Raw genomic sequence first — 12124 nt, forward strand, 5'->3', positions numbered from 1 at the left:
CTCAGGATCCGGCGGTGTCGGGCAGCAGTGCATCAATGCGCCGGATGTAAGGCATCAGAACAGGATCCTGGCGGATCCGCTCGGATAACAGCGTTTCACCGGGCATCGCGATGGCGGCGCTGATCATCGGCCCGACAGAGGCATCTGCCGCGGTGGGCTGATCCCCAAACAGGAACGGGCTCTGATCCACGCGCGCTGCAATCGCCAGCAGGTCGGGTTCAATGCGGTCCAGCCTCTGGCTTTCGTTGAACCGCCCCAGCCCCTGCGCATTGAGGCCCAGCATCAGCTGCTTGCGGATCCGCGACGTAACGAGCCCGCGCAGCACGCGCGGGATCATTGAGAAATAGGTGTCCCGGATGATGGGCCATTGGGCGTCATTGCCCCAGCGGTCCATGACCACGTGAAAGTAGATGTGCTCCTCCGCCATGCGGATGAAGGCGCGGGCGGTAGACTTGTCCAGCGTGGACAGGCCGGGTTCAAAGGCGGCACCCTGGCTTTCCAGATAGGCGCGGATGGCATCGCTGTCGGCGATGATTTCCCCGTCCACCCGGATCACCGGCAGTTTTTGAAAGGGCATCTTGCGCGGGTCCAGTTGATCTTCGCGTTGCCACGTCGCGCCCGCCTGATCCAGCAAGAGCGCCACCTTGGTGCAAAAGGGGCTGGCGGAGAACTGACCAAAGGTAGCCGGATAGGTGACGAGCGTAATCATGAGAGATGATCCTTTCCTGTTGACAGTTGGGTAGGGTGTCATGCTGTCAATTTCTGGCATGAGATGTGATAGGTGTGGGGTATGAGCCGCACACACCGCCTTTTCCAGATGATGCAGACCCTGCGCCGCCTGCCGCCGCCTGTGACAGCCGCCCAACTGGCGCAGGAAATGCAGAAATCGCCCCGCACGATCTATCGCGACATCGATGCGTTACGCAGCATGGGGGCTGTGATCGACGGTGAGGCGGGCTTTGGCTATACGCTGATTGAAGACGCCGCAATGCCGCCTCTGGGCTTTGAGGATGATGAGTTGGAGGCGCTGGTGCTGGGGCTGCGGGACGTCACCATGATCGCCGATCCGGCCTTGGCCAAGGCCGCAGGCTCGGCGCTGGCCAAGATCAAGGCGCGGGTGCCGCCGCGACAGGCCCACCGGTTGCAATATGCCGTGCTCGACGCGCATCGTTTTGTCAGGCCGCCCGCGATCAGCATCGATGCAGCTGTCCTGCGGGCTGCAACCTGGGACGAGGTGGCGGTGCGCTTTTGCTATCGTGACCGTCGCGGGGCGGATACGCTGCGCAGTGTCGATCCGTTGGGTCTGGTCTATCTCGACAACACCAATGTGCTGTTGGCGTGGTGTCATCTGCGCCAGGATTTCCGCACCTTCCGGCTCGACCGGATGCAGGATCTGGAACGCACGACCCAGAGCTTTCGGCCGCGCCGGGTGCCGATGCTGCGCGCGCATCTCGCGCTCATCCGTGAGCAGATGGAAAAAGCCGCCGAGAGCGGCGTAACCTTCGATTGAATTCTTTCGAAAGCAGCCGATCTGGCGTAGACTGGCCCCAATCAATAATGAGCAGCGGTAGGTCACAATATGCGAAGAACAGCGGTGTGCGCAGTCGTTCTGGCGACTGGTTTGATGGGAATGGCGGCGGCAGCATTTGAAGCGCAGCCCTTGTTGAGACCTGTGGTGCGGCCCGCGCCGCCGCAGCTGGAAACGGTGCAGAAGGTGGCCGCGGCGATCAGACCGCAGCTGCGGCCCTCGGGTCTTGCACCGGCTCCGCTGCAAGCGACGCAAACGGCCAGCAATCAGGGTCTGGCGCGCTGGATCGACGGGTTTGAGCGACGCGCGCGCGCGCAGGGCATCCGGTCCGAGACGCTGCGCGCGGCGTTCGACGGGGTGCGCTATGATCCGGATGTGATCCGGCGCGACCGCAATCAGTCGGAGTTTACCAAGACCATTTGGGAATATCTCGACAGCGCGGTATCCGACACGCGCATCCGCAATGGCAAGGCGGCCCTGCGCGACCATCGCCGGACGCTTGACGCCATTGAGGCGCGCTACGGGGTGGAGAAGGAGGTCGTCGTGGCTGTCTGGGGGCTGGAAAGCGCCTACGGTGAGTACCGCGGCAGCAACGATGTGATCCAGTCACTGGCCACGCTCGCTTATGACGGGCGGCGGGGCAAATTCTTTGAGGAGCAGTTGATCGCCGCCCTCAAGATATTACAGAACGGCGATACCAGCCCGCGCAACATGACCGGCAGCTGGGCGGGCGCCATGGGGCATACTCAGTTCATCCCCACGTCCTTTCTGGCCTATGCCGTTGATTTCACCGGCGACGGGCGGCGCGACATCTGGTCCGACGATCCCACCGATGCGTTGGCCTCCACCGCGGCTTACCTCAAGCGGTTCGGGTGGGTCACAGGACAGCCCTGGGGTGTCGAAGTGCGGTTGCCGCAAGGGTTCGACTACGCGCAGGCCAGCCGCAAGATCACCCGGTCGCCCGCAGAGTGGGCAAGCCGCGGGGTGGTCGGAACCGACGGGCGCGCTGTGCCGAACTACGGCAATGCGTCGATCCTGCTGCCCGCAGGGGGGCAGGGAGCGGCTTTCATGATCTTCAAGAACTTCAGTGTCATCGAGCGGTACAATACGGCCGATGCTTATGTGATCGGTGTTGGGCATCTGAGCGACCGGATCGAGGGCGGACCTGCGATCCAGGCGAGCTGGCCGCGCGGGGACCGGGCGCTGAGCTTTGCCGAGCGCAAGGAGCTGCAGCAGCGCCTGACACGCGCCGGGTTCAGCACGAAAGGGGTGGACGGCCGGATCGGCCCGAACACGATTGCCGCGGTGCGCGCCTATCAGCGCAGTCAGGGGTTGGTGCAGGATGGCTACGCGTCATTGAGATTACTTCAGAGGTTGCGCTAGCGGCGGGTGCGGGAGCCTCCGGCGGGAGTTTATCTGGCAAGATGAAAGAGCCGGAAGCGCTTTAGCTCGGCGACATGCCGCGGAGGCGTTCGGAGCGTCGGCGGAGCAGTTCCACCACGGTCAGCAGCGCGATAGAGATGATCACCAGGATCGTGGCGACGGCCAGGATGGTGGGGCTGATCTGTTCGCGCAGGCCGGTGAACATTTGCCAGGGCAGGGTCTTTTGCCCCGCTGAGCCCACGAAGAGGACCACAACCACCTCGTCAAAGCTGGTGATGAAGGCGAAGAGACCACCGGAGATCACCCCCGGCAGGATCAGCGGCATCTGCACGCGGAAGAACGTTGTCACCGGACCGGCGCCCATATTGGCGGCGGCACGGGTGAGCGAATTGTCGAAGCCCACCAGTGTGGCGGTGACGGTGATGATGACGAAGGGGATGCCCAAGGCGGCATGCGCGAGGACGACGCCGGTGTAGGTGCCCTGCAGACCGATGCGGCTGTAGAAGAAGTACATGCCAGCCGCCGAGATGATCAGGGGCACGATCATGGGTGAGATCAGGATCGCCATGATCGCGCGGCGGAAGGGGACGTGGGCCTGGCTAAGGCCGATAGCGGCCAGTGTACCAAAGGTGACGGAGAGCAGGGTCGCCATGGGGGCGATCTTGACCGAATTGGCCAGAGCACCTTGCCAGTCGGCGTTGGTGAAGAAGTCTTCGTAGTGTTTCAGCGAGTAGCCTGCTGGATCGAACCGCAGCATCTCCGGCGTGAAGGTGAAGAAATCCTCTGCGTTGAAGCTGAGAGGCATGACGACGAGGATCGGGGTGATCAGGAAGACCAGGATCGCACCGCAGATCACCCGAAACGTGTAGTGCCAGAGCACCTGACCGGGGGTGAGGTAGGGGGCGACGTAGGCACGGTATCGTCCTTCGTAGAGCCAGAAGGTGAACCAGCCGAAGAACCAGCCGAAGGCGGCTCCGATCAAACCCGCCGCGATGCCGCTGAGGGCAAAGCCCGCGATGGCCATGACGAGGATGAGCACCCAACGGCTCGCGCTTTCCGCCTTGACCACCTGCGTGATCCCGAAAGCCGTGGCCGCCATGAGCAACGCCCCGGAAATGACCCCCAGGAACGAGCTGCCCTGAGCGGTGCCTACCAGCAAACCCGCAATCGCACCGGCGAGGGCCACGACAGGCACGTAGAAGGAAACAGGCGTGCGGGAAATGGGGGTAAGGGCTGTCATCGGTCAGCCTCCGAGCTTGACGTTGTCGATGCCGACGATCCGGTCGTAGGCCCAGTAGAGCCCGAGCACCAGGGCGAGCAGGATGGTCCCCAGTGCCGCCGCCAGACCCCAGTTGAGTGAGCTGGAGATGTGATAGGCGATCCGGTTGGAGATGAAGGTACCGGTGGTGCCGCCCACAAGCTCGGGTGTGATGTAGTAGCCGATGGCGAGGATGAAGACGAGGATCGAGCCTGCGCCGATGCCGGGCACCGATTGCGGGAAGTAGACGCGCCAGAAGGCGGTCCAGTTGGTGGCGCCCAGCGATTTTGCGGCGCGCAGGTAGCTCGGCGGGATCGTCTTCATCACCGAGTAGAGCGGCAGGATCATGAAGGGCAGCAGGATATGGGTCATGGCGATGATCGTGCCGGTCTGATTGTTGATGAGCGCGAGGCGACTGTCATCGGCCACCAGCCCGAGCCAGACCAGCGTGTCGTTCACCACGCCCTGCTGCTGCAACATGACCTTCCAGGCGGAGGTTCGCACCAGCAGCGAGGTCCAGAAGGGCAAGAGCACCAGGATCATCAGCAGATTGGCCGTGCGCGCGGGCAGGTTGGCCAGAATCCAGGCGACCGGGTAGCCCAGCAGAATGCAGCTGCCGGTGATGGCCAGCGACATGATCAGCGTGCGGATGAAGAGCTTGATGTAGATCTGTTCGTCATCGGGTCGCATCTCCGGGCCATCGGGCGATTTCTTCATATCGACGGCGTTGAGAAAATAGCCGGAGGTGAAATCGGGACTGTAGGTCTGGATCGTTTGCCAGACCTCGATGCTGTGCCAATCCTCGTCGATGTCCTCGAAAGCGGCGGCGTGATCGACCGTTTCGAAATCGGGAACGGCTGACATGGCGACCAGGAGTTCTGCCGACCCCGGACCGCCGTAGCCGGAGAGATCCGGCGTCTGGATCAGATCGGTATAGAGGGCCGAGTACACCAGCTCCCACGGGTCTTCATCTGCGAGGTTGTCTTCATCCTCGCGCTGCACGAAATCCGCAAAGATCTGGAAAATCTCGGCTGTCTGCGGCAATAGCCCAGTGATCTCCTCTCGCGGTTCGAACGGTGGTTGGGGGTCATCTGATCCCTCGTCCCACTGGATCTGGGCTGCGTTCCAGTCGTCGCTGCCCATCAGCGCGTTCCAGGTCTCGCTGTCTTTCCAGAAATCATCGAGGTCCTCGAACTGGTCCTGATAGACTTCGCCGATGTCATCGACGCGCCGCCCGGATTTGCGGAAGAGCGAGGATACGCCCGACAGCTCGTAGTTCAGCCGGGATCCGAGGCGGGTGTGCAGCTTGCGCTCCTGCGCGACGAAGATGTCGGTGTAGAGCGCCTCGAATACCTCCGGGGGCGGTATCTCGCCGCTGTCGGCGTCCCAATCGGCCAGTGTTTCGGTGGTGCGGGGCAGCGTGTCGGAGACGATCTGGTTTTCGACCGAGCGAAAGAGCATATCCGCAATCGGCGCGATGAACGTCACCATGATAAAGATCAGCAGCGGTGCGATCAGCGCCAGCGCGCGCAGTTTCTGCCGCCGCAGGGCGCGGTTCAGGCTGGATTTGAGCGGCCTGCCATCTGCGGCCAGCATGGGCCCGCTCTGATCTGTGATGTCTGCCATTATACGCCTTCCAACACGATGATCGTGCCCTCGGAAGCGGCCTGTCGGATCTTCATGTTTTCCTGATAGTCAGGGTCGTTGTAGAAGGCGAGCGCGTCCGCGTAGGACGGAAATTCGATGATCACATGCCGGTCGTGGCTGGTGCCTTCGAGGATCCGGGAGGTGCCCCCGCGGGTCAGGAATTTGCCACCATGGCGCGGCACCAACTCATCATTGCGCGCCGAGTAGGGCTGATAGCTTTCCGCATCGTGCAGGTCGACATGACCGATGATGTAGCCTTTGGGCATGGGGCGTCTCCGTCGGGATTGGAACGGGGCCAACCGCGGCCCCGTTCTTTTTTATCCGCCGTGGCAGTGGCTTATTGAGCCAGCCACGCCTGGAATTTGGCGTCCAGATCATCACGGTAGTCCGCCCACCATTCGTAGTTGTTCACGAATGTGTTTTCCGCGTTGTTGGGATCGGTTGGCATATGGGGTGCCATGTCGATGCCAAGCTCCGCGTGCTGACCGACCAGGGGTGCCGAAGATGCGCGCGCGGGGCCGTAGCTGATGTATTTGGCCTGATCCGCCAGACGTTGCGTGTCAGTGGCGAACTTCAGATAGTCCATCACGCGGGCAAGACGCTCGTCCGACAGACCGGTGGGGACGACCCAGCCGTCCAGATCAAACATCTGCCAGTCCCAGGCCATGCCAACCGGCTGACCCTGCTCTGCGATGACCGAGAACAGACGCCCGTTGAAGGTGGAGCCCATGAAGATCTCGCCATCGGCCAGAAGCTGGGGTGTCTCGGCACCGGCGGACCACCAGATTGTCTCATCCTTGATGGTGTCCAGCTTGGCAAAGGCCTGTGCCTGACCTTCTTCGGTCTCCAGCACGTCATAGACGTCCTCGTAGGCCACGCCGTCACACAACAGCGCCCATTCCATATTGGCGATCGGGCGCTTGTTGAGCGCGCGTTTGCCGGGGTACTTCTCGATCTCGAACACGTCACAGGCCGAGGTGGGTGGCTCTACACCTTCTGGCACCATATCGGTACGGTAGCCGAAAGTGGTGGAGAAGACGATCTGCGGAATAAAGCAATCCGATGCGATCGTATCGCCAAAGTCGTCCGAGGCAGAGGTGCCATCGGGTGCCGCGGCGAGCACTTCGTCGTGGTCAATCTCCATCGCCAGCCCCTCGTCACAGAGCCGGATGGCATCGGCGGCTTCCACGTCCACCAGATCCCAGGTGATGTTGCCAGCCTCGTTCATGGCGCGCAGCTTGGCGACCGCTTCGGGCGAGCTTTCATCGTTGATGATGGTGATGCCGGTATCCGCCATGTAGGGGTCGTGATACGCTTTTTGTTGCGAGTTGGAGTAGGCGCCGCCCCAGCTGACAATCGTCATCTCGGATGCCATGTGGCCGTCGGCGAGCGCCACACCACTGGCAACCGTCAGCGCGGTGGAGGCCAAAAGTGTCTTGGTCAGTTTCATGTATTTCTCCCAGTTATCTGCCCGTTCAGGTGTCTAAGGCGGGAGGGCCACGGGCTTGGCCTGCGCCTCGTCATTCATCGCGCCCGCGGGACGGACACGACAGTTTTGGTGCATGCGCCCTCAGGCGTCCAAGGCACGGCAGTCTTCCGGCAACCAGCCGATTTTCAGCTTTTCGCCCGGCTTGAGCCTTGCCTGATCGGGTGCATTGCGGCATTTCATCACGAAGCTGTCGCTGCCCGCAACCCGAAGTCGGGTGCGAAAGACGTCACCCATATAGATGAATTCCAGCACTTCGGCGTCGAGCATGTGCGCCTGATCGCTGAGCCGGTCGGGCTTGTATTCGACCCGCTCGGGCCGGATGGAAACACGGGTGCGCTCCCCCACGGCAGAGACGTTCACGGGCTTTGCAGTGATCAATTCACCATCGTCCAGCTGGACGAGCGCATGGCCATTCTGGATCTCCTTGACCACGCCTTCCAGCGTGTTGTTCTCGCCAATGAACTGCGCCACGAAGCTGTTCTCCGGCGCTTCATAAAGCTGATCGGGCGGGGCGAGCTGCTGAATGCGCCCGTCGTCAAACACCGCGACCCGATCCGACATTGTCAGCGCCTCGGTCTGGTCGTGGGTGACGTAGACGACTGTGATGCCCAGATCATGCGCCAGATTGGTGATCTCGAACTGCAGGGTCTCGCGCAGCTGCTTGTCGAGCGCGCCCAGCGGCTCATCCATGAGAACCAGCTCCGGCTCGAACACCAGCGCACGGGCCAGCGCGATCCGTTGCTGCTGGCCACCTGACAGCTGGGCGGGCCGCCGTCCGGCGAAGCTGCCCATCTGGACCATATCAAGGGCGCGTTTCACCTTGGCCTCGCGGTCGGATTTGCCCATTTTGCGGACTTCCAGCGGAAAGGACAGGTTTTCCGCCACCGTCATATGCGGAAACAGCGCATAGTTCTGGAACACCATGCCGATACCGCGTTTGTGCGGCGGGATGTTGTTGATCGACTTCCCCGCGAGGCGAATGTCACCGTGGGTTGCCGTCTCAAAGCCTGCGAGCATCATCAGACAGGTGGTCTTGCCGGATCCCGATGGCCCCAGCATCGTCAGGAACTCGCCTTTCGGCATGGACAGGTTGAGATCTTTCACGACGAGGTTTTCCCCGTCATAGCTCTTCTGCACGCGTTCGAATTCAACGAAGGCGCTGTCGCTTTTTATGTCGGCCAAAAGTGGCTCCCCGGTGGCTTCGGCGCGTTTCCGCCGTTGTTTGATCAAAAGTAACGCAAATTCAGCGGCAGGACGCAACCGGTTAACCTGCGCCGGGCGCGAATGCCGCGTCTCATGATTGGTTAGGTTGCGTTCGCTGGGCAATTCCGCACCCCTCAAACGGGAACGGCGGGGCGCCTCACGAACGGCGTGCCCGAATCGCAGGGCAGTTACGATCAAGCTGGCGGGGTCAGCAAGCCCTGCGCCTTGAGCTCCGCGTAGGTTTCATCCAGCGCAGTGCGGGCGCGCGTCATGAAGACGTCGATGTCTTCCGGCTCAATGATCAGCGGGGGTGAGACGATCATCCGGTCGCCCACATGGCGCATCACCAGATTGTTTGCAAAACAGCGCTCGCGGCAGATCAGGCCCACCGTGCCTGTTGGCGCGGCGAACCTGGCGCGGCTCTCCTTGTCCGGGGTCAGCGGCAGCGACGCCATCATCCCCTTGATCGACAGGCCGCCCACCAGCGGGTGATCGGTCAGCCCCTCCAGCCCGGCCTTGAGCGCAGGCGCCCCGACCGTGCGTACCCGCTCGATGATCTGCTCTTCCTGCAGGATGCGCAGGTTTTCCAATGCCACTGCTGCAGCAACGGGATGGCCGGAATAGGTGTAGCCGTGGTTGAACTCCGCCGCCCCGATCACCTCTGCGATCTGGTCGCAAACGATGGAGCCGCCGATGGGCTGGTAGCCCGAACTCAGCCCCTTGGCGATGGTCATGATATGCGGTCGGATGCCCATGGTCTGGCTGCCGAACCAGTTGCCCGTCCGGCCAAAGCCGCAGATCACTTCATCCGCGATCAGCAGGATCTCGTACTTGTCGCAGATGCGCTGGACTTCGGGCCAGTAGCTGTCGGGCGGCACGATCACACCGCCTGCGCCCTGCACCGGTTCGGCGATGAAGGCGGCGACGTTCTGCTCTCCCAGCTCTTCGATCTTGGCCTCCAGTTCGCGCGCACGGGCGAGGCCGAATTCCTCGGGGTTCATCTCGCCCCCTTCTGCCCACCAGTCGGGCTGGCCAATATGGTGAATGCCCGGGATCGGCATGCCGCCCTGCGCGTGCATGTAGCTCATGCCGCCCAGCGACCCCGACCCCATGGAGGACCCATGATAGGCGTTCTTGCGGCTGATGATATGGGTCTTGGCCGGTTTGCCCTTCTCTGCCCAGTAGGTGCGCACCATGCGGATGTTGGTGTCGTTCGCCTCAGACCCGGAGCCCGCGAAGAACACATGGTTCAGCCCTTCAGGTGCCAACCGGGCGATTTCCTGCGACAGCGCGATGGCGGGTACATGGGTCGTCATGAAAAACGTGTTGTAGTAGGGCAGCTCCATCATTTGACGGGCGGCGACCTCTGCCATCTCCTTGCGGCCGTAGCCGATGTTCACGCACCACAACCCTGCCATGCCATCAAGGATGCGGTTGCCATCGCTATCGGTGAGATACACGCCTTCGGCCCGGGTGATGACGCGCGCGCCCTTGTCCGCCAGCTCATCGTTGGTGGTGAAAGGGTGCATGTGGTGTGCGGCGTCCAGCGCCTGCAGCTCTGCCGTGGGCATGTGGTTGGTGATCAGGGACATGGCAGCCTCCGGCAGGGATGAGATGTGCAGCTGGCGCACAATATGATCACATTATTCCGTGTCAATCGAATCGCGCTGCGGCAGGTCGGTGGTGACGGCAGCGCGCACCTGACGCATGCCTTGGGCCACGTCCTGCCGCATCGCCTCGCCCGCCGCCTCGCTATCTCGTGCCGCGAGTGCTGTCAGTAATTCTGCATGCTTGTCCGGCAGGTTCAGCGTGCCGTAGCGCCCGCACACCACCCGGAGTGATGGCGCAAACCGAAGCCACAGGCGATCCACCGTTGTGGCCAGGATAGGCGCAGCGGCGCAATCGTAGAGCATCCGGTGAAAACGGTAGTTGTGGGTCAGATATCCGCGCACATCGCCTTTTGAGATGGCGTCATTCAGCGCGGTATCCTGCGCGTGCAGGCCGCCAAGCGCAGCGGTGTCGAGGCGCCCTGTCGCTTGCCGCGCGAGCTCTGGTTCCAGCGCTTGTCGCATGAAATCCAGTTGGTCGATGCAGGCGGTTGAAAGCTCTGGAACGATCACGCGGCGGTTGTCCAGCATGCTGAGCGCCCCGTCTGAGGTGAGCCGCCGGATCGCCTCGCGCACCGGCGTGGTGCCTGCGCCCAGATCCTTTCTGAGCCCTTGGATCGTCACCGCCTGACCAGGGGCGAGGTCGCCAAAAAGGATGCGGGCCCTGAGGTCTTCGTAGATCGTCTGATGGGCCGGTGCCTTCGGGCGGTCAGTCGCCGCAATCCGCGCCGGTTTCATGAGCGTCATGGGTGTCGGATGATCCTATCTCGCAATGCAGGCAGCCTGCACGCTTGCACAGCGCAGGCGCGCGTGAAAGCATAACCTACCTTGCTCCGGTGAGCAAAAATTGGTCATATTATGCGAGAACCGGGCCAACCCGGTCTACATCAACGGGAGTATACCATGAAACAGCTTTTGCTCAGCGGCACAGCAGTTGTCTTTTGCGTGACCGCATCCTTCGCGGATGAGGTGCGCGTCTACAATTGGTCCGACTACATAGACGAAGCGCTGCTGGAAAAATTCGAACAGGAGACCGGGATCGAACTAATCTACGATGTCTTTGACAGCAACGAAGTGCTGGAGACAAAGTTGTTGGCGGGCGGCTCCGGTTATGACGTCGTGGTGCCGACGGGCACGTTTCTCGCCCGTCAGATCCAGGCCGGTGTGTTTCAGCAACTGGATAAATCCAAGCTCACAAATCTCGACAATATGTGGGATGTGGTCGAGGCGCGCACAGCGCAATACGATCCCGAAAATGCCTATTCCATCAACTATATGTGGGGCACGACGGGCATCGGCGTGAATGTCGGAAAAGTGCGGGACATCCTTGGTGCGGATGCGCCCATTTCCTCGCTCAGCCTGATCTTTGATCCCGGCAACATGGAAAAGCTGGCCAGCTGCGGCGTGCATTTCCTGGACGCACCGACGGAGATGATCCCCGCAGCGCTGACCTACTTGGGTGAGGATCCCGACGCCAAGGATGCAGAGGCTCTGGCACGCGCTGAAGAGGTGCTGGCTGCGGTCCGCCCGCATGTGCAGAAATTCCACAGTTCAGAGTACATCAACGCGCTGGCCAATGGCGACATCTGCGTGGCCTTCGGCTGGTCAGGCGATATCCTGCAAGCGCGCGACCGCGCAGCCGAGGCGGAAAACGGGGTTGAGATCGCCTACAATGCGCCCAACGAAGGTGCGCTGATGTGGTTTGACCAGATGGCCATCCCGGCGGATGCTCCGAACCCGGAGGCGGCGCATACGTTCCTGAACTTCATCATGGACGCCCAGAATATGGCGGATGCGTCGAACTACGTCTATTACGCCAATGGCAATGAAGCCTCAAAGGAATTTCTGGTCGAGGACGTGATCGGCGATCCGGCGATCTATCCCGACGAGGCGGCGCTGGAGAACCTCTATACGGTGACCACATGGTCACCGAGGGATCAGCGCAATCTGACCCGGAGCTGGACACGGATCAAATCGGGCACCTGAGCCTGATGAACGGGCGCGGGGAT

11 protein-coding genes are annotated in these 12124 nt (G+C 61.9%); 3 read left to right on the plus strand and 8 right to left on the minus strand.

Going from position 1 to position 12124, the window contains the following annotated elements:
- Position 1 precedes the first annotated feature (1 nt).
- Positions 2 to 709: a glutathione S-transferase family protein gene (locus tag Q1A53_RS15645; protein ID WP_299968571.1), complete on the minus strand. Its 708-nt coding sequence runs from the start codon at positions 707 to 709 to the stop codon at positions 2 to 4.
- Between the two features lie 81 nt (positions 710 to 790).
- Here Q1A53_RS15645 and Q1A53_RS15650 point away from each other — a divergent pair, with 81 nt between their 5' ends.
- Positions 791 to 1510, plus strand: a complete 720-nt coding sequence (locus Q1A53_RS15650) for a YafY family protein (RefSeq protein WP_299968573.1) — start codon at positions 791 to 793, stop codon at positions 1508 to 1510.
- A gap of 120 nt (positions 1511 to 1630) precedes the next feature.
- Positions 1631 to 2911 carry a lytic murein transglycosylase gene (locus tag Q1A53_RS15655; protein WP_299968575.1) on the plus strand — a complete coding sequence of 427 codons (1281 nt, stop codon included), beginning with the start codon at positions 1631 to 1633 and terminating at the stop codon, positions 2909 to 2911.
- 61 nt (positions 2912 to 2972) lie between these two features.
- Here Q1A53_RS15655 and Q1A53_RS15660 read toward each other — a convergent pair whose 3' ends face one another.
- The 7 genes from Q1A53_RS15660 to Q1A53_RS15690 all read right to left on the minus strand — a co-directional run bounded on the left by Q1A53_RS15660 (position 2973) and on the right by Q1A53_RS15690 (position 10853).
- Positions 2973 to 4151 (minus strand): ABC transporter permease, encoded by a 1179-nt coding sequence (locus Q1A53_RS15660; protein ID WP_299968577.1) that lies wholly within the window; start codon positions 4149 to 4151, stop codon positions 2973 to 2975.
- A gap of 3 nt (positions 4152 to 4154) precedes the next feature.
- The gene (locus Q1A53_RS15665; protein WP_299968578.1) at positions 4155 to 5795 is read right to left on the minus strand and encodes an ABC transporter permease; all 1641 of its coding nucleotides are present in this window, start codon (positions 5793 to 5795) and stop codon (positions 4155 to 4157) included.
- Positions 5795 to 6082: a DUF1330 domain-containing protein gene (locus tag Q1A53_RS15670; protein ID WP_299968579.1), complete on the minus strand. Its 288-nt coding sequence runs from the start codon at positions 6080 to 6082 to the stop codon at positions 5795 to 5797. Before Q1A53_RS15670 ends, Q1A53_RS15665 begins: the two co-directional genes overlap by 1 nt.
- A gap of 71 nt (positions 6083 to 6153) precedes the next feature.
- Positions 6154 to 7266, minus strand: coding sequence for an extracellular solute-binding protein (locus tag Q1A53_RS15675; protein ID WP_299968580.1), 1113 nt, complete (start codon positions 7264 to 7266; stop codon positions 6154 to 6156).
- A gap of 120 nt (positions 7267 to 7386) precedes the next feature.
- Positions 7387 to 8487, minus strand: a complete 1101-nt coding sequence (locus Q1A53_RS15680) for an ABC transporter ATP-binding protein (RefSeq protein ID WP_299968581.1) — start codon at positions 8485 to 8487, stop codon at positions 7387 to 7389.
- Between the two features lie 215 nt (positions 8488 to 8702).
- Complete coding sequence (locus Q1A53_RS15685) at positions 8703 to 10100, minus strand: aspartate aminotransferase family protein (protein WP_299968582.1); 1398 nt, start codon at positions 10098 to 10100, stop codon at positions 8703 to 8705.
- Between the two features lie 51 nt (positions 10101 to 10151).
- Entirely contained in the window at positions 10152 to 10853 is a 702-nt protein-coding gene (locus Q1A53_RS15690) for a GntR family transcriptional regulator (RefSeq protein WP_299968583.1), read from the minus strand.
- A gap of 165 nt (positions 10854 to 11018) precedes the next feature.
- Between Q1A53_RS15690 and Q1A53_RS15695 the strand changes: the two genes are divergently transcribed.
- On the plus strand, positions 11019 to 12101 hold the full coding sequence (locus tag Q1A53_RS15695) for a polyamine ABC transporter substrate-binding protein (RefSeq protein ID WP_299968584.1): 1083 nt from the start codon (positions 11019 to 11021) through the stop codon (positions 12099 to 12101).
- Positions 12102 to 12124: the final 23 nt, after the last annotated feature.

The organism is uncultured Roseobacter sp. (genome assembly GCF_947496515.1).
Classification (GTDB): domain Bacteria; phylum Pseudomonadota; class Alphaproteobacteria; order Rhodobacterales; family Rhodobacteraceae; genus Roseobacter.